This is a genomic window from Gabonibacter chumensis, assembly GCF_024741215.1.
GTDB classification, from domain to species: domain Bacteria; phylum Bacteroidota; class Bacteroidia; order Bacteroidales; family Marinifilaceae; genus Gabonibacter; species Gabonibacter massiliensis.
The window spans coordinates 38,767-56,452 of sequence record NZ_JANSKB010000002.1; the positions used below are offsets into that span (position 1 = coordinate 38,767).

The following is a 17,686-nucleotide window of genomic DNA, read 5'->3' on the forward strand; positions in this document are numbered from 1 at the left end:
AACCAAAAGAATAAGGATATGATTAGGATTAATGTTGCTCTTCGGGTGAAATCCGAGAATAAAGAAAAATTATTGGCGGTTTTGCGGGAACTCGCCGTTCAATCGCGGCAAGAGGAGGGATGTGTGGGATATGCTATTTTTTCAAATGTAATGGAAGCGGATCAGTTGGAGATCATCGAAACCTGGGCGGATGCCGGAGTACTGGAAGCTCATCGTCATACGGAACATTTTATCCGTTTGGTTCCCCAAATGATTGCCCTCAGCGAGGAGAAAACGACCGATAAATTCACTTACGAGGTAATCTGATATAAGGAAAAGAGGTTGTCTTCGATCTCGTTCTTGCCGGTTTATCGAGCCAGAGACGGAAAGACAACCTCATGGGAGATTATAAGGGCTCTACAAGCATGTAGATATAGGGATCGTCGTTTTGAATAAACCAGTATTTGCCGTTTCGTAAAACTAACGTGAACGCCCGATCCGCGAAGACCTGATACAGGTCGGGAGCGATATCGGCAGCGTATTCTTCGGCTTCTTCCGATTGCGCTTCAATGACATTCATCGTCATCACATCTTTGTCGTACCGGAAGTCCATATCCCATACCAGGTATCCCCACTCTTCGCTAAAGAAATTCAATTCGTTCATATCTTCGTCTTTCCCGTAATTCACGTAAAGTTCGATATCGTAAAAATCCGGGTCGTTTTCGTAGGCCAAGTCTACCATATCTTGCATCCGGTTACTGTATTCGATGACCACGAAGCCGCCTACTTCTTTTAAAAAATCCTGTGTGGAATTTCCGAATCGGAAGGGTTTTTCATCGCTGTAATCCAAAGTTCCCACTTTGGCCCTTTCATCCCAAACCTCGAAATGATCCTCCGTTTCGTTGTAAACCAATTTTGCGATATTCGTATTCTTTACTTTAAAAGGGGCTCTGAACTCGAATCCGTTTTCCGTAATTTTAATGGGTAAACGTTGGGTGTGAAAAACATTATTCTCTTCCCATTCCAAGTTGAGGCCGCTTCCCCTCCAAACGCAATATTTTGTATCCGTACCCTGGATGTTCATAACACGGTAAAAAGGTCGACTCGGGTCAGGGAGCAATCGGTTGTACATGGCCAGTAGTTTTTCGTAAGTGAGGTTGCCCGTGTTGGGTTCGAATTCGATATGACTCTCCGGCTCAAATGTACTGCTGCGACTTGTAAAATAGAGTAATCCGTTTTCTTTCCGTTCGAGTTCGAAGCGGAAATCGCCCTTGTTTATGCTGTTCACGAACATGGAGAAGACAGAGTAGGTGTCAAAAATCAAATCTACTTGTTGGGAATAACGGAGGGCATAACTGCTCTCTTCCGTTATGATCTTTCCTTTCTTGGAATAGGTGATTTCAGCCCGGTTATTCTCTTTAAAAATAATTTTAAGGTAGATATCGTCGGCCGATTCGTTGTAAATATAGTGCGTGATCCATCCCTCTTTGGCGGCGATTAATTCGTTTTGAATTTCGCTGACGCTTTGGGTGACTCTTGCCTCCGGGGAGAGTTGAAAGAGGTCGTCTACTTTATTGTCTTGGCAAGAGACAATGAACGTCGTGCATATCAATAGTAAAAAGGTAATCGTTTTCATATCGTTTCTATTTTTGGATTTGACAATGGTCTTATTCTTCATGTCCCAAACGGTGTTGTAAGTCATTTCGAATGTTTTGCAGATCGACACCGATCCGTTGCAGGTACTTTTCCATTGTCAATAATTTTTTCTGGATAATTCTTCTTCCCGTGTTCATTTCTACCACGTCTTGTACTTGGGAGGGTTTAAGTCCGCTGGTCGGTTGTTCGTTGAAGACGTACTTCAGGTCTGCATACGGGCTGACGATCCAGAAATAAAAAAGTTCCGCGAAATCCTCTTCCGGGGCAGAACAGGCGTAATTGGAGACCATACCCATTTTAATGGCATCTTTGAGTTTCAACGATTTCCATCCTCCTTTCGTATAGCTGTCGGGCGTGATGTTGCGATAGTCATCCGGAAAGCCGAACGTTTGGTGGAGAATATGGGCGTATTCGTGGAAAGCGGTTTCCAATTGTGCTACGATCCATTTCTCTTTTTCGATGTTGTAGTCATTTACCTCCGTGAAGCGGATAAGAGTTCCTCCCTCGGCCTGTCCGGTGACCCGCGTGCCGTCCATATTGTAGGCCGGTGACCCGATAAGGAGGATCATACGCGGGAAGTTCTTTACCACGAACTCGCGGGAAGATCCGGCTTCCAGGGGGCCGATCCAATACGCTTTTAAAAATTCGGCCATCGGTACTACCAGCTTTTCTTCGACCGGATAAATATAATACCAGTCGTCCGGAATCAGGTTTTTAATATACCGGTATTCGACAATCGTGTTATAGGGACGGAAAAGTTCGTTTAATTGCTTATCCAGCTCCGTGTTTGTTTTTGTCGGAAAAAGTTCTTCTTCGGAGGGGAGTAACGAATCGTTGTCGGAACATCCGGTTAGGCCCGAAACGACAAAGAGTAAGGCAAAAAATATCTTTGTTTTCATATGTTCAGTTATTTATTGGGTTCAAGTCCGGCCTCGATCGCGTAACCGGGAATTTGGTAATCTTTGTTCGGTGCGATCTCCGATAAACGAATGGTGGTACCATCCTGCAGCAGATGCTCCACATCCAGGTTGTAGCGTTTAATGTCGAACCATCTCATACCTTTCATCAGAAATTGTACCCGTCTTTCGAAAAGGATATACCGGATCATGGATTCCTGTTCCGTGTCGGCCGGATAGGCTTTTTGTATGGCGGCTCTGCTTACTTTGGAGCTGTTGTAGTTGTAATAGACTTTTTTGCCTAAAGCATGTAGCATCTCCAAGGCCCGATCGAAATCTTCTTCCCGGGCGTATCCTTCGGCAGCATTGAGTAAGGCTTCCGACATGGGAAACAGATCGTATGCCGAATAGAGGGTGTTCTCTTTTTCCGGAACAAAAAAGTACATGGGCGTAAATATGTTTCCTGAGGTAAGGTATTTGCCTTTTAAACGGAGGTCGTTTTGTTTGAACGGATTTTTCAATTCCGTGTCCTTAATTCCGTCTGTCAATTGATAAATAAAAGCATAATTGACCATGGTAGCCGAAATCTGTACCAATCCCACTTCGCTTTGGGTGACGTCGACAGGACCTTCCTGGTCTTTCCCGTATTCGGTCCAGGAGCGCATCACCAGTAAGCCTCCGAATTGTTGGATTGCTTTATTGGCATATCGGATAGCCAGCTCTATATCTTTTTTATCCTGATTTCGGAAAGTGTAAAAACGGGAGGCATACAGGTATACCGTCGGAAACGTAAAATGGTATTTACTCGGATTAAATAGTTTGGGATGTTTTTCCAATAAGCGGATTCCTTCCTGTAAATCTTCTTCTGCCAGTCGGTATACCTCTTCCACGGAAGCTCTTTTGTAATGAACCACCAATTGGCCTTCGGGTTTGACAACGTAAGGAATGCCCGGATCTGCCGAGGCCGTGGATTTGTCAAAATGTTTCGCGAATAGGTTGACCAACATAAAATGGCAGTAGGAACGGATAATCAGGGCCTCTCCCCGTATAACTTCCGCTTTGGCCGATTCTTCCGGAAGGATCTTCAATTTATCCATAGCCTCGAGGGCATGGTTGATGTTGGCAATGGAGCTGTAAGTGATCGTCCAGTAAGATGCCGGAGCATCCTGGTGCGTCTGGTTCCGGAAATCGCGATTCCATGTGTACAGGTCTTCGATTGTTTCCTGCGTGCGGTTTACCCCCTTTACGGCAGTGACATCGTCGGAAGAGATGTGTGTAAACCTGAAGCCGTACTTGTTCTGGTAAGCTCCGGTGACCGTTTGGTAGACCTTGTCGAGGTTATCGATTTCCATGCGCTCGTCCGGAGATACGTCTAAAAAGTCGTTGCATCCCGTGAAGCAAAGAACGGCAGAGAAGAGCATGGCATATAGCGGTAAATAATATTTTTTCATCGTTCTGAATTTTAGTTTCGTTTATTCTTCTTACTACGTTTGTCGTAAACTTAGAATCCTATATTTAAGGTGAATACATATTGGCGGCTGATGGGCATGATGGTACCTCCCGACCAGGAAAATTCAGGGTCTTCACCACCTAATTTCTCCTTGTCCGCCAACCACAATAAGCCCACGTTCGTGGCTGAAAAACCGAGGTTTACATGATCTATCGATAGCTTTTGCATCCATTTTTTGGGCAGTGAATAGGATAGGGACAAGTTTTTTAACCGGATAAAGGAAGCATCGGCTAACCATAAATCCGACATACCGTATAGATTGTAGGCCGTAGAGATATCCGTTTCATTGGAACGGTTATAGTAATCCTTATCCAAAATAGCCGGGATAGAAGTGATTTTTTCATCTCCCTTTACCCGCCAGCGGTTTTTTAATTTGGAAGGTAAAGCTTCCGAATCGTAATATCCGTAACTGTAATTTTGCATAACCCGTTTTTTGTGACCGAATTGTCCGGTGAACAAGGCCGAGAGCGAGAGATTGCCGAAGGTAAAAGTATGTTGCATGCCGGCATTCGAGGTAGGTTCCAAATTCCCGCTGTAAACGAAATCGCTCCAATCGTAGCTTTGTAATTTCAGGTAGTATGTCTTTTCCTTGTTTTTATTGAAAAACATGGGAACCCCGTGGTCGTCCAATCCGGCAAAGCGGGAGGAATAAATGCCTCTTACCGGGCCGTTCAGTACCGGAACGCCGTATGTGCTTACCGCTCTTCCCACCCAGTCCTGACTGATCAGTTTTATGATCTTGCTGTGGTGATAGGCGTAGTTGATGTTAAAGTTCCATCGGAATTTTTGTGTTTGAACCGGAGTGCAGGTTAAAGTTAGTTCTATACCGTGCGAATTCATATCTGCAATATTTCCCAGTTTCAGGCGCTCGCCGCCCACTCCCGACGATGGGTAGGCTCCTATCAAGTCGAAGGCCTTTCTGTTGTAATAGTCGATGATCAGGTTTAACCGATTTTCCCATAATCCCGCATCTATTCCGGCGTTGAATTCATGTTGCTTTTCCCAGGTGAGATCCCGGTTTCCCAAGCTGACAATGTCGATCTCCAATTCGGAAAAGGAGGGATGGAAGGGGTGGTTGTTCACCCGGGTACGGGCTAATAAGGTGGAGTTGGTCGCGTTACCGAGGGAAGCGTTCAGCCCGTAGGTCAGACGCAGGTTCAGCTGACTTAACCATTCGATACGATTCATGAAATCTTCCTCCTTTACGGCCCATTTGCCACTGATGTTCCAGGTGGGTAACCAACGGGCGGAACGGGCATGTCCCAGGCGGTTAGAGCCGTCATAGCGAATTGTTCCGTTAAAGGTATATTTTCCCTTGAATGAATAGCCGTAATTTAGGAAAAAGGCAGCAAAGCGGTCGAAACCTTTGGCTTTTCCGAAATAGGAGCCGCCTACCGATTCCAAATACTCCATGTAATTGGCCGAAGGTTTGGATACGTTTCCCGCGTCGAAAAAATGGCCGTAACCGTAATTCCAATCCTTATCCCGGTTGATGTAACGGATTTCTGTTCCCAACAGGAAGGTAAACATATGGTCGGAGCCTATCCGGGGATTCCAGTTGGCATTTGCATTCAGGTAATAATTGATCATTTCGTCATAATAGGTTTCGTAAATGCCCCCTTCCGGCAGGATACTGTATTTGATCCCCGAATTATCGCCCGGCTTCTGGAATAGCAGGCCGTTGTTTTCTTGGATCAGGCCGGAATCGTCCGGTCCGGTTCCAGCCCGGTAAGCTTTGGCTTCATTGGAATTTTCGTGTACTTTTCGATCCAGTTTGGATAGGTAATACCGGGCGGATACTTTTCCGGAAAGGGAAAAACTACTCGTGATGCTGTAATTGATATCTGCCGTAAAAGACATATCCCGGACCGTTGCTTCAATCCTGTTTTTGGACAATTCATCCACGATATTGTAATCCGTATAATTTTTCCGGAAGAATTCCAGGTTGCCGTTTTCATCCCGGCAACGAATTGCCCGGCTGGTTTGTAGGGCATACAGGAACGGATTGTTGTCGAAGTTTCGTTCGATACGTCCCGTGTAACGATCCACGCCGTTCACGTCATCCGTACTTTGCGAGGCTCCTGACAGGCGTTGTTTCCGGAAAGACATATTGGTGGAGGCCGTTACCGTCAATTGCTTCGTGATATCGAATGTTCCTTTTAATAAAGCCGTATAGCGATCTACTTTATCGGCTATCGTCCATCCGTCGTCGTGCAGATAACTGATGGAAGCGTAGAATGTATTTTTGGTTCCTCCTCCCGAAATACTGAGCGTGTGTTGCTGTTGTATTCCCGTGCGAAAAAGTTCTTTGAACCAGTTCGTATTCGCGGTCTCGTATTTTCGTAAGAAAGTATTGATTTCGTTATGGTTATCTACCCATGCGATTCCGTTTTTGGCGATGAGGTCGAACATTTTTCCGTAAGGACCGTGATCGATAGCGGATGGGGTCTGGGCTATGTTAATCCAACCTTTTTCATAGAGTTCGCGGTTCACGGACATCTGTTCTCTGGAGTTCAGTATGTTGTAGTCGTCGTATGAAGGAATGGGTTTGATGCTGATATTGGTCGAATAATTCACGGATATTTTTCCTTGTCGTCCCTTCTTGGTGGTGATTACAATGACTCCGTTCATGGCTCTTGCTCCGTATAGGGCCGTTGCCGATACGTCTTTCAATATTTGCAGGGAAGCGATATCGTCCGTGTTCAATCCTGCCACGCCGGAGCTGATAATGGTCGCTATATTTCCGGAATTCAGCTCATCCATGGATACATTCACGGCATCTTCCAGTACTACGCCGTCGATCACCCATAAGGGTTTTTGGTTTCCGTAAATGGAAGAAGCTCCGCGAATCCGTAATTTGGGGGCACTACCGAAAGTGCTCGATACGTTTTGAATGGAGACTCCCGCTACTTGGCCTTCCAGGGCTTTGGTGATATCCGGTTCTCCGGGTAGATAGATGTCCTTCATGTCTACTTTCGAAGCGGCTCCCGTGAAGAGTTTGCGGTCGATTTTTTGATATCCGGTTATCACTACTTCTTCCACGCTTTGTATATCTTCCTTTAGAACGATGCTCATCGATTTTCCCTTATACATAACCTCCTGGCTTTTCATTCCCACGAAAGAAAAAGTCAATACGATCGTATCCTGTTTGGGGACGTTCAGCTGAAATTCTCCTTTTATATTGGTCGTGCTTCCCGTGTGGCTTCCTTTCAAAATAACCGATACGCCCGGCAAAGGTTCTCCGGCTTCGTCTTTTACGATGCCTTTTATCGTGATCATGGTTATTTTTTCTTTCTTCTCTTCCCTGTTTTTGATGATGACGAGCTGGTGATTTATTTCGTACGTCAAATCGGTTTTAGCCAAGCAAATGGTTAGAATCTCTTTTAGCTCAGCCTGTTTTACATCGATTTTAATCGGGGCTATTTTGTCGATGTCTTCGATCGAGTAGAGAAAGGTATATTCCCCTTTTTGTTCGATGATTTTAAAAACTTCTTCCAATGTCCCTTTCTCTAACGAGATATCGTATTTCACGGACTGGGAATATACTCCTCCGAAGCTTTGAAGTATACTGATTAGAAAGAGTAGGATCGTTAGTTTCATTTTTACAAAATTAGCGGGCACTTCTCCTTTGGAGCGTGGGCCGGGTTCTCGTTTTTTTTTCATAGATTTGCAGTATTAAAAGTTACACATGGTTGTCCTGTTGTTGGAGCAAACGGACAACGATTGAATTTTGATCGGGGAGGTGTTGGAGCATTTCCCCGTTTTTATTTCTTTTTTACCGTGACAATGGATCCGGTAATGTCGAAGTTTACTTTTCCCGTTTTTTCAATCATCAGTAAGGTTTCGCTTATGGTTTCGTAACGATTCATGATACCGGAGAACAGGATCTCTTTTGTTCCCTCTTCATACCTGACCTCCATGTTATACCACCGGGCCAGATCGTTCATGATGGATTCCAGCCGCTCTCTTCTGAATACAAAATTGCCTTTGGTCCATGCCCGGTAAGACTCTGCATCTACTCGCTTTATCGTTAGGTGTTCACCGGTTAAATCAGCCTGCATGTCAGGGGTCAACACGATATTTTTACCTCTCGTACTTATTTCGATCTTTCCATTCATTAACGTGGCTGTCGTACGCCCTTCTTCCGGGAAAGATTTCAGATTGAACGAGGTTCCCAGTACTTTAATCGTCATGCCGTTTACTTCCACGATAAAAGGATGTTTCTCGTCCCGCCGGACTTCGAAATACCCCTCGCCCTCCAACCGAACCGTTCTTGTCGCGCCGACAAAGGCTACGGGATAGGTAAGACGGGATCGGGCATTTAGCCACACGTTGGTGCCGTCGGATAAAGTTACTTGAAATTCACAACTGTTTGGTGTTTCAAGGGTATCCCATAGCTCTTTCGATTCGTTTTTATCCGTCGCGTAGATCAGTTTGTTTTTTATTTTTTTGATATTTCCGGATATGCTGTTTTGGGTAATAATAATATCGGTATCCGTTAACAAAACATTTTCACCGTTCGCCCGGTAAAGGATGGCTTGCCCGGAACCCGGAACGGATGAGGAGACGGAGGGTGTGTTTCCCCTGTTTTTTGTATGTTGCTGAAGATAGAATCCTATTCCCAGCAATAGTATGATACCGGCCGCGTAACCCATTTGCTTTAGGATGGTCCGTCGTTTCCGAAGGGAAATCCGTTGCCACAAATCACTCCATGCATTTGATTCGGATACCTGTTTATACCGTTCATACTTTTGTGCCCAATCGGATGCTTTCAGAAGCTTGTCGGAAATCGTCCGGTTCGAAACGCTCTCTTGTCTCCATTCGTCCAATTCCTTTTGCTCCTGTTCGGAAATGATTCCGTTTTTTTGTTTGTAAATAAGCTCTGCTATTTTAATGTATTTCCGGGTCATTTTTCTTTTTATTTTATTGCTAAAACAACTGAAAAGGAAAAATGGGTAGTGGATACCTGAAAATATAATCTATTCTGAAATGAAAATCATCCGATCTGTATTGGATAGGTTTTTGACAGATAGTCTATTCGCGTCGGAATATTTAATAATTTAAACTAAAAGCAACAGGTAGAAATAATCCTGTAATTTTTCCCGGAGGAGTTTATAAGCATTTTTTTTGTGGAATTTTACCGTGTTTAAGGAGATATTTAGTTGACGGGAGATTTCCAGATTATTCCATCCCTCTAAATTCAGTAAACAAACTTTACGGCATTGTTCGGGTAAAGAATCTATTGCAGTAAAAATCATTCTTTGGGTTTCTTCTTCGATAACCGATTGCATATAATAAAATTCCGAATCTATTTTTTGCAATCGTTCCCGGTTATATTCATCTGCAATTTTTTGATGTTTTAAAAGATTCAGGGCTTTGTTTCTTGCTGTAGAGTACAAATAGGCTTTGATTGCCATTTCGTCCTGAAGGATCGATCTGTTTTCCCACAGGGCCATGAAGGCATCTTGTATGACGGATTTGCTCTCTTCCGAATTATTCAAATAGCGTTCGGCAAAAAGAACCAATGAATTGAAATATTGATCGAATATTGTTTGAAAGTTTATTCGAGTTCCGTTTTTTAATGATATATTGTAATGGTGATTCACGTATCGTCCTATTTTGTAGGGTGTGGTGACAAATATGCATATAATTTTTATATTATAAATATATTTTGAATTAAAAAATAAGATATAATATTGGAATTGGATTTGAAGGAGGGATGATAACGAGTAGTTATAATAAAAGCGAGAAATTTTTCTCGCTTTTATTGATTAAGAAAATAATATATTGAAGGATTCAGTCATGCTTGGGTGCGTGTAGATAAAATCCCGAAGTACCGTGTAGTCCAGATTGTTTTTCATTGCCAGTGCGACCGTGTTGATCATCTCGTGAGAGTCCGAACAGAAAAGGGTACATCCGAGAATCTGATTTGTTTTGGCATCTATAATAGCTTTTAGTATTCCCTCTGTTTCCCCTACTGTCAGGGTGCGAGGTATGTTGGCAACAGCTAATTTTTTTACCACTATTTCGATTTTGTTCTTTCGGGCTTCCTCTTCACTTATGCCTACCCGGGAAAGGGGAGGATCAATGAATACGGAGTAACTCACCGGATTCCGGTCTGACGTGTTTCGTTTTTGATCTCCAAACAGATCATCACTAACGATCCGCGAGTCATCCAATGAGATATAAGTGAACTGTAGACCTCCGGTCACATCTCCCATGGCATATATATGCGGAATATTGGTTCTTAAGTGTTCATCCGTTACAATAGCTCCTCGTTCATTGGTTTTTATTCCGATGCCTTTCAAGTTTAATCCGACCGTATTGGGTTTACGGCCTGTGGCCAGAAGAACGGCGTCTGCTTTTATTTCGGCCCGGTGGGTGTTTTCTGTGGTTTGGTAGCTGACGATGGCCGTCTTTCCTTTGTCTTGAATCGAGGTTACTTTCACTCCCATGTAGAACCGTACGCCTTTCTTTTCCAAGACCTTTTTTACATTTGCCGCAATATCCCTGTCTTCTTTGGGAATCAATTCGTTGAACCCTTCGAGAACGGTTACTTCGGAACCGAAAGAGGCGTATATGGAGGCGAATTCCAGCCCGATATAACCACCTCCCACGATAACCAGATGCCGGGGAAGCTCCGGTAAATTCATAATAGAGGTGCTGGTATATACTCTTTTGTTGTTTGCTATTCCTTCTATCGGGGGGATAACCGTTTCGGCTCCCGTGTTGATGAAGATGTGTTTCGCTTCTAATTGAACATAGCCTTCCGGCATTTGCACGGAAACCACTTCGGGAGATACGAACGAACCCGCACCGGTATAAACGGTGATATTCTTTTCATCTGCCAGGTTGTGGTAATTTTTTTCCCGAAGTAAAGCGGTCACCTCATTTTTCTTTTGAACGGCCTGACGATAAAATGCCCGTTTTTCTTCAAAAGAAGAAAAATCCTTGTATTCAGCGATTTTAGCCTGATGTACCAATGTTTTGGTCGGAATGCACCCGATATTGATACAGGTTCCCCCGTACATTTGTGCTGAACGCTCGATCACGGCTACCGTCCAGTTGCGTTTGGCTAATCCTGCGGCAAGTGTTTTACCTCCTTTGCCAAAACCGATAATGATTGCATCGTACTGTTTCATAATGAATTATTTTTACGTTGATTCCTTAATATTCTTTGGGCGGATTCCGAAAGTAAAATGATCGCTCCTGCGAGAATGGCCGTGTCTTTAATCACTAAACGTCCGGCTCCGCTAAGCAAGGGAAATCCATATTCTCCGCTTCCTAAGTCGGGAACCCATACTTCCGGGGTGGTGACGAGGAAAGAGAGAGTCCCAAGGGTCATGACGATAGCCAATAGTGCTCCGATAACTCCTATTTTCGGGAAAAACATACCTAAAAATACCAATATGCCGATACTCATGATTAGGATTCCCAACCCGCGAGAAAAGCCGTAAGTGTTGTTTCCCTTATGCCAATTTTGTTTTAATTCGTTTTGTTCTCCTTCTTTCATCTTGTAGTTTTTATATTCCGGAGCTTGTTTGGTATAAAAGAAACTCATGAAAGGGCTGTTGGCGACAAAGGGAACGATCCCCTCCGCTTCGTAGTTCCAGAATTTTAACCCTCCTATCCAAACAAAGATAACCAGAATAGCTATACGTGTTAGATTGATGCCGAGTTGTTGGGTGGAGGAGATAATTTGAAGAAAGGGGTAAAATAGGTTGTTTAATTTTGTTGTCATGTTATTTCCGTTTTAAATGGTTAAACTTACAGTACGAAGGTCGGATGTTTTACCTCGGAAATAAATGGCCATTTTACCGGATATATTGTCAATTCTTCCCGATCTCTCTTTGTCTGTAGGAAGAAATGTTCTCTCCCGTCATATTTTTAAAGAAACGACTGAAGGCAGAAAGGTCTTCGAATCCCAAAATATCGGCGATCTCCTTGGCGTTTTTAGAGGTGTATAGCAACAATCGTTTCGCTTCGGTTTCTATTCTTTCGTGAATAATACGTAGGGGAGTAGGTATATGATAGGCAGCAAAAAGGTTAGAGAGGGTTTTGGGCGAGCGGAATAAAAGCTCCGCATAATCCTGTACTTTTTTCTTTTCTTTAAAATGCTGGTCTACCAAGACGTAAAACTGACGGATCAGATCGAAATTTTTCTCTTTTTCCCGGCTTATCGCGTATTTATCCTTTGCGATCCGCGTGCAGGTGATAATAAAGCGTTTTAGAAGAATACGCAACATCTCCTCCTGTAGATTGTCTTTGATTCGGTATTCTTCCGCGAGTTTGCCGGTGAGTTCCTTTAGCAGAGAAGATTGTTTTTGCGTCAATTGCAATTTCATAATTTGAGAGCCTCCATTGAAAAGGAAGCCGTTGCAGGATACTTCGTTATCGTGTCCGTAAATACAGTAAAAATTACTGTTGAACAATAGGGTTAAGTATTTTCCATTGATCTCTTTTATTTCAATGTGGTGCAATGGGGTTAAAGAGATCATCTCGTCTTGATTTAACGTGATAATAATGTGGTCGATTTCTAATGTTAGTGTCCCGTTTTGAATCCAGATAAATTTATAAAGGCTGTTGTTTTTTTGAAGGGATAAATCGGCATGGAAAGCATGAGTTAAACTCATATTTCCGTTTAAACGGGTAACGAAGTGATATTCCATGATATACAATTAATTTTCTCATAAATATACGAATTAAAAGAACGACTGGAAAATTAGACGGATGATTCTTGTTTTCTGTACTATTTTTGGATGAAAAATAGTACTTTTGACGATCTGTCATGAAAAAATGGGATATGGGTCAAAATGAATCGACATTTCCGGGAAAAAAGGGAAAAGCGGTATTTTCCGATGTTTCTGATCGAAAACGTTATTTGGCCGCATTGCTGATGATTTTGGCAATGGTCGGAGTGGCCGAGTTTTTTGGGGAAAAAGAGATTATCTTCCCGGAGATGGCAGCCCTTGCCATCGGAATGTGGATCGTTGACAAACGGGTATGGCAGGTGGGGCGGATTGCTATGATCGTGATGATGACGTCGGGGGCTACTTTTGGTGTTGTGCTTGTGCGCTATTCCGCGTTGCCTTTAATGGTGAATCTGGCATTGGCTTTCTCTTTTGCTGCCGCGATCCTACTATTGATGCGAGCCAGTCTGATACCGTTACTATCGGCTTGTATGTTGCCGGTTGTGCTACAAACAGAGAGTTGGGTTTATCCTGTAGCGGTGTCGGTTATGTCTTTGATACTTGTTATCGGACAAGGTGTAATGGAAAAATACGGACTTCGAAAAAAGATTATTCATGTTCCGGTCGGGAAGGATCGAAAGAGAGAGAGCGTCAGATGGGGAATGTTGTTGCTTTCCTGGATGATTATCGCGTTTTTTCCGATATATACGTCGAATCTCTACTGTATATTGCCTCCTTTGGTTGTAACTTATGTTGAATTTGCCAACTCGAAATCCGGATTCAGAAATCGTCCGCTTCAAATCTATTTGTTGTTGGTCACGGCTGCCGTGTTAGGAACCGTATGTCAGTTTGTCGGCTATGTTTTATGGGAATTGCCGGAAAGCATGATTGCTTGTGTGTTGTTTCTTTGTCTATTCACTTTGTTTGAATTGTCCGGTAAGTTTTTTGCTCCTGCCGGAGCTGTCGCTTTGATACCCATGATTATTCCCGCGAAAGATCTGTTATGGTTTCCTTTCCAAATTGCCGTGGGAACAGCGGTGTTTATAGGTGTGGCGATGTTGTTTTTTTTGAAATGCTATAAATGGCCGAAATCTCATTTAATCGTATGTATGCTTCCGACCTATTTGCATCGGGTGCGTAAGAAGAAAGCAGGGAAAAGGGTTGTCAGAGAGACAGAAGCATAGCAGAAGATCAAAGCGAGGCTCGGATATTTGTTTTTGTGAGGAAAAAATCGTAATTTTATAGTGTACGTTGATGTTATGTGATCGGTGCATTCATCGATGTTTTGGTAAAAACAGAAAATCGTCGACGTACAGTTCTTTCAGTTACGAACCAATAGCGGAAAGGGGTGCCTATGAGGATTGTTTTTGCGTGTAATATCGGTTAATTACCCGTGGTTTGCCACAGTTCGAAGTAATGTTTTGAACCCGGAGAAGAGGAGGATAAGATACATTGGAAAAAAAAAATCAAATCATTTGACATACTCGGTTTTGGTATTGTTTATACAACGATCCATTATTTTGTAAAATAATGACGCTTAGAGCGTGGAAAATAGAATCCGCAAGAAATATTTGCGGATTTTTTATAAAACTGCATCCTGAACAATTGGAATTATAACTTTATTATTAAAATGCGGAAGTCGAGAAGCTTTCTACGTTTAAAATTTACACTTTTCGTTTTGCCCCTTATACCCTTATATATAATCGACAAATCGAAAAGTACATTTTTAAAAAACGATTTGTACAAATTTTAAATGCAGAAATCGAAAGGGTTTCTGCATTTAAATAATAGAATTATAATACCAATTTATCAGGGTAGCCGGTTTTAAAATCATAAGCTTTTATGGCCTCGTCAGTTTCGAGAGTTAAAATGGCGGCTCTATGGGCTTGTGTACGATCGAAACATTCGGAAGCGTATACCTCGAGCGAAAACAACATTTGTTGTGCTACATTAAGAGGTAATTGTATTTGCGTTGTACCATACCACAGCGTTGTTGTTGTTTTACCGGCCGCAATTTCAGCGTCGAATCTTAACTTTAGACCCGTGCGAGTTTCTTTATCAATCCACATCTGAACACCTTGTATAGTGAAAGAGTTTATTTCTGTTGATCTGTCAAACTCGGTGAGTTGAGCCAATTTTTTATCTTTTTCGTGTGCTGGAGGGTATACCAATACCGGATAATCATTCTGGTCTGAAATTATTATCTTTCCTTCCTCCTGCCCGGCAAGAAGTGCATAATAATGCTCTTCAGAGATTTCAATGCACCCCTCAATTGGCGTGTCGTAGAATCCTTCTTTCCAATATTTCATAATATAAATTTATAAGTTAATAACCGACAGCGATATACATTATGTTAACATCAGCAGTAGGCCCTCCCTCTACTGTAATTTTAGAAGCCGAATACGGTTTTACAGACGTTACATTGTTATTATAGTATTGAAATGCAACAGCTATTTTATAATTTGTATTGCTGAATGATGTTGACAACGTATGCGGAACGGCTTTAATAGAGAAAACTCCCCACTGGATTATCAGGCCGTCTGGAGCTTTATAATACCCGTTAGAACCTAGTGATTTTACGAGAGTTACATTTGAAAGAGTATTGTTCGCCTTTGCGTTCCACGTTGTTTTTTCCGTGTCTGTAACGAATCGATGTGTTGCGTCTGGCGTAATCATTGATGCGGGATGGCTGGCCGGGTGAGTGTAGGCGTTTGCCCCGGCTGCAATACCAGATAATTTTGAACGTTCAGCATCTGTCATGAAACGTTTATCCGTGGTCTCTGTTACTTGTGAAGCGGGATGAGTGTGACTACTCGCCGCTTTCCCGTTCCACGTTGTTTTTTCCGTGTCTGTAACGAATCGATGCGTTGCNCCGGGTGAGTGTAGGCATTTGCTCCGGCTGCAATACCAGATAATTTTGAACGTTCGGCATCTGTCATGAAGCGTTTATTCGTTTCCTCTGTTACTTGTGAAGCGGGATGAGTGTGACTACTCGCCGCTTTCCCGTTCCACGTTGTTTTTTCCGTGTCTGTAACGAATCGATGTGTTGCGTCTTCGATAATATCCGAAGCAGCCCCGGTAAAAGCGATCTTTTTTAAATCAACAAACCATTTACATACCTTTCCCCATAATATAGACAATTTTTCTCCTGATTCTATATTATTTCGTTCTGTTTCCTGAGAAAATGTCACCGTAACATCCCGGCCATTCCCTGTTTTGTCTAATTTTTCTGTTAGATGAATAGCATCAACAAATTGTCTTACTTCGGATGTTCCTATTTCTAAAAATTTGCCCTCTGACGGTTGAATCACGGAAGCCTGAGCGTAGAAGTTATATGCGATAGGTTTGACTTTATTATCTGCGTATTCCCGGTCTATAACATTATAAGCTAATGTTAGATATAACGGTAAAGTAACTTCATTTTTTCCGGAAAATGGTACAACTTTAAAAGTGTTATTTCCGTCTTGATCTATCCCGGATAAAGCAACATACCCGGGTGATACATTATACATGCCATTATTCGCTACTGAAACTTCACACCCTTTTATCACGCAATTCCCGTATTTTTCAAAAAACGAATCAATTACGTTCAGGGGTTCTTTTTGGAGATCGATAAAATCTTCCCCTGCCCACTTCCTGACTCCCGGTACTTGAATATGTCTTTTCATATCATTTAGTTTTGAATGATTTTATATTTAACTAATGCCTGCTTGTAATTCTCTATTTCAGCCTGAACCAGATTGATATCGACCTCGGGAGGGATATAAACAATAAAGTCAGCATTTCCGAATTGTTCCCTGATCTCTCCGGTCAGGGGAATACTTGTAAAAAATTCATACTGATTGCCGATCTGAGGCATCATCGTGATCCCCTCACGTTCTAACCCAACTAACAGCAATCCATCCGCGAATGTTATAATTTTAATCGCTATCGGTTGGTTATATTTTTTCCGCAAATAACCTTCAAAAATTTTTACCTGACTGTTTACATTTAACATCATTCTCGTGTTGTCTCTCCATTTGTAAAAGTCATCAAACAGGTATTTTAACGGGTTTAAGAACGAGCGTAATAGTGTTAATCGGACTATTTGCCGTTTATGGGGAGGTAGAAGTTGCCTAACCAGATTGTATATATTTATATTTGGTGTCATTGTTGAAGTTCTTTAATTGAGTAGAGATTGAGTTCAGAATCACTCGAGTATTCAAAATATCCACTTTCTAACTCCGCTACCACTTTTATTGTTTTGAATATTGAATCTGATACTCCTTGTCGTTCAATGGAAACCAGCTCGCAAGTGATAACACCTTCCGCGGACATTACAGCATCAACAAGTTTTTGTGAATATATCATACTATCGAATCCAAGATTTTTTTTAAAATCGTCGAGAGCCGCTAGGACGTTTGAACGAACGAGAGTATTAGGTATTGCCGGGTCAAACCAGACTGATATATTATATCGTACTTTATCCTCGCTTGTAGATATTATCTCCGTGGTTACTCCAGCGAATTTTATCGCGTCAATATATCCCGAGAAATTATATTTTTCGGATAGAGACAGGGGAATGATTTTACCGCTTGAATCAATTTTTGCGGCCTTGATTGTTAATTTATTTTGCTTTTCTGATATCGCGACAATCTTGATAATTCGTGCAGATTCATCTTCGGTTGCATAATAAAGCATCGCAGTTTTTTTATCGAAAAGTAACTCGTGTTCATTTTGAAACCTGTAACACATTTCAGCGTACCAACGCACGGTTCCGGGGGTTATTTTATTTGTTGCCTCGTTTACCTCTTTACGAAATAAATCGAGGATGACCTCGAAAGCGTGTATGGCGGAGGCCTCGACATACGTCCACAGCCTCCATTCGGCTACTTTTGAGGCTGATAATTTTAAACCAGATTTTTGCAAGTCTGTTATAATGTCGTTCTGTATCTGTAAAATCGCACGTGCCATTG

15 protein-coding genes are annotated in these 17,686 nt (G+C 42.4%); 2 read left to right on the forward strand and 13 right to left on the reverse strand.

What is annotated here, in order from left to right; all coding sequences use genetic code 11:
* Positions 1–18 precede the first annotated feature (18 nt).
* Positions 19–306, forward strand: a complete 288-nt coding sequence (locus NVS78_RS06675) for a putative quinol monooxygenase (RefSeq protein ID WP_059025851.1) — start codon at positions 19–21, stop codon at positions 304–306.
* 79 nt (positions 307–385) lie between these two features.
* On the opposite strand, the gene NVS78_RS06680 is transcribed toward NVS78_RS06675, so the two are convergent.
* The 9 genes from NVS78_RS06680 to NVS78_RS06720 form a co-directional block, all read right to left on the reverse strand.
* Positions 386–1,615, reverse strand: a complete 1,230-nt coding sequence (locus NVS78_RS06680; RefSeq protein WP_286358498.1) for a DUF4302 domain-containing protein — start codon at positions 1,613–1,615, stop codon at positions 386–388.
* A gap of 31 nt (positions 1,616–1,646) precedes the next feature.
* Entirely contained in the window at positions 1,647–2,534 is an 888-nt protein-coding gene (locus NVS78_RS06685) for a substrate import-associated zinc metallohydrolase lipoprotein (RefSeq protein WP_286358499.1), read from the reverse strand.
* Positions 2,535–2,542: 8 nt separating this feature from the next.
* Positions 2,543–3,982 carry a RagB/SusD family nutrient uptake outer membrane protein gene (locus NVS78_RS06690; RefSeq protein ID WP_286358500.1) on the reverse strand — a complete coding sequence of 480 codons (1,440 nt, stop codon included), beginning with the start codon at positions 3,980–3,982 and terminating at the stop codon, positions 2,543–2,545.
* A gap of 50 nt (positions 3,983–4,032) precedes the next feature.
* Positions 4,033–7,704 (reverse strand): SusC/RagA family TonB-linked outer membrane protein, encoded by a 3,672-nt coding sequence (locus tag NVS78_RS06695; RefSeq protein ID WP_286358501.1) that lies wholly within the window; start codon positions 7,702–7,704, stop codon positions 4,033–4,035.
* Positions 7,705–7,805: 101 nt separating this feature from the next.
* A complete protein-coding gene (locus tag NVS78_RS06700; RefSeq protein WP_286358502.1) occupies positions 7,806–8,951 on the reverse strand; it encodes a FecR family protein in 1,146 nt (381 codons plus the stop codon).
* A 150-nt stretch (positions 8,952–9,101) separates the two neighbouring features.
* Positions 9,102–9,647: an RNA polymerase sigma-70 factor gene (locus NVS78_RS06705; RefSeq protein ID WP_286358503.1), complete on the reverse strand. Its 546-nt coding sequence runs from the start codon at positions 9,645–9,647 to the stop codon at positions 9,102–9,104.
* Between the two features lie 165 nt (positions 9,648–9,812).
* Positions 9,813–11,183, reverse strand: a complete 1,371-nt coding sequence (locus tag NVS78_RS06710) for an FAD-dependent oxidoreductase (RefSeq protein WP_286358504.1) — start codon at positions 11,181–11,183, stop codon at positions 9,813–9,815.
* Positions 11,180–11,782: a DUF417 family protein gene (locus NVS78_RS06715; RefSeq protein ID WP_286358505.1), complete on the reverse strand. Its 603-nt coding sequence runs from the start codon at positions 11,780–11,782 to the stop codon at positions 11,180–11,182. The genes NVS78_RS06710 and NVS78_RS06715 overlap by 4 nt, the downstream gene beginning before the upstream one ends.
* 88 nt (positions 11,783–11,870) lie before the next feature.
* Positions 11,871–12,710, reverse strand: coding sequence for a helix-turn-helix transcriptional regulator (locus tag NVS78_RS06720; RefSeq protein WP_286358506.1), 840 nt, complete (start codon positions 12,708–12,710; stop codon positions 11,871–11,873).
* A gap of 134 nt (positions 12,711–12,844) precedes the next feature.
* On the opposite strand from NVS78_RS06720, the gene NVS78_RS06725 reads away from it, so the two are divergent.
* The gene (locus tag NVS78_RS06725; protein WP_434802124.1) at positions 12,845–13,915 is read left to right on the forward strand and encodes an HPP family protein; all 1,071 of its coding nucleotides are present in this window, start codon (positions 12,845–12,847) and stop codon (positions 13,913–13,915) included.
* 609 nt (positions 13,916–14,524) lie between these two features.
* Here NVS78_RS06725 and NVS78_RS06730 read toward each other — a convergent pair.
* From NVS78_RS06730 to NVS78_RS06745, 4 genes are all read right to left on the reverse strand, one after another.
* Entirely contained in the window at positions 14,525–15,040 is a 516-nt protein-coding gene (locus tag NVS78_RS06730) for a DUF4376 domain-containing protein (protein WP_110688314.1), read from the reverse strand.
* Positions 15,041–15,056: 16 nt separating this feature from the next.
* Positions 15,057–15,491 (reverse strand): gp53-like domain-containing protein, encoded by a 435-nt coding sequence (locus NVS78_RS06735; protein WP_286358507.1) that lies wholly within the window; start codon positions 15,489–15,491, stop codon positions 15,057–15,059.
* 913 nt (positions 15,492–16,404) lie between these two features.
* Positions 16,405–16,881 carry a hypothetical protein gene (locus tag NVS78_RS06740; protein WP_110688316.1) on the reverse strand — a complete coding sequence of 159 codons (477 nt, stop codon included), beginning with the start codon at positions 16,879–16,881 and terminating at the stop codon, positions 16,405–16,407.
* The gene (locus tag NVS78_RS06745) at positions 16,878–17,684 is read right to left on the reverse strand and encodes a hypothetical protein (RefSeq protein ID WP_110688317.1); all 807 of its coding nucleotides are present in this window, start codon (positions 17,682–17,684) and stop codon (positions 16,878–16,880) included. The genes NVS78_RS06740 and NVS78_RS06745 overlap by 4 nt, the downstream gene beginning before the upstream one ends.
* Positions 17,685–17,686 lie beyond the last annotated feature (2 nt).

Bases quoted from the DNA above. Each gene is read 5' to 3' on its own strand.
- NVS78_RS06710 (WP_286358504.1), bottom strand. From the start codon at position 11,183: ATGAAACAGTACGATGCAATCATTATCGGTTTTGGCAAAGGAGGTAAA.
- NVS78_RS06675 (WP_059025851.1), top strand. From the start codon at position 19: ATGATTAGGATTAATGTTGCTCTTCGGGTGAAATCCGAGAATAAAGAA.
- NVS78_RS06730 (WP_110688314.1), bottom strand. From the start codon at position 15,040: ATGAAATATTGGAAAGAAGGATTCTACGACACGCCAATTGAGGGGTGC.
- NVS78_RS06740 (WP_110688316.1), bottom strand. From the start codon at position 16,881: ATGACACCAAATATAAATATATACAATCTGGTTAGGCAACTTCTACCT.
- NVS78_RS06745 (WP_110688317.1), bottom strand. From the start codon at position 17,684: ATGGCACGTGCGATTTTACAGATACAGAACGACATTATAACAGACTTG.
- NVS78_RS06695 (WP_286358501.1), bottom strand. From the start codon at position 7,704: ATGAAAAAAAAACGAGAACCCGGCCCACGCTCCAAAGGAGAAGTGCCC.
- NVS78_RS06685 (WP_286358499.1), bottom strand. From the start codon at position 2,534: ATGAAAACAAAGATATTTTTTGCCTTACTCTTTGTCGTTTCGGGCCTA.
- NVS78_RS06720 (WP_286358506.1), bottom strand. From the start codon at position 12,710: ATGGAATATCACTTCGTTACCCGTTTAAACGGAAATATGAGTTTAACT.
- NVS78_RS06690 (WP_286358500.1), bottom strand. From the start codon at position 3,982: ATGAAAAAATATTATTTACCGCTATATGCCATGCTCTTCTCTGCCGTT.
- NVS78_RS06680 (WP_286358498.1), bottom strand. From the start codon at position 1,615: ATGAAAACGATTACCTTTTTACTATTGATATGCACGACGTTCATTGTC.
- NVS78_RS06715 (WP_286358505.1), bottom strand. From the start codon at position 11,782: ATGACAACAAAATTAAACAACCTATTTTACCCCTTTCTTCAAATTATC.
- NVS78_RS06735 (WP_286358507.1), bottom strand. From the start codon at position 15,491: ATGACAGATGCTGAACGTTCAAAATTATCTGGTATTGCAGCCGGGGCA.
- NVS78_RS06700 (WP_286358502.1), bottom strand. From the start codon at position 8,951: ATGACCCGGAAATACATTAAAATAGCAGAGCTTATTTACAAACAAAAA.
- NVS78_RS06725 (WP_434802124.1), top strand. From the start codon at position 12,845: ATGGGTCAAAATGAATCGACATTTCCGGGAAAAAAGGGAAAAGCGGTA.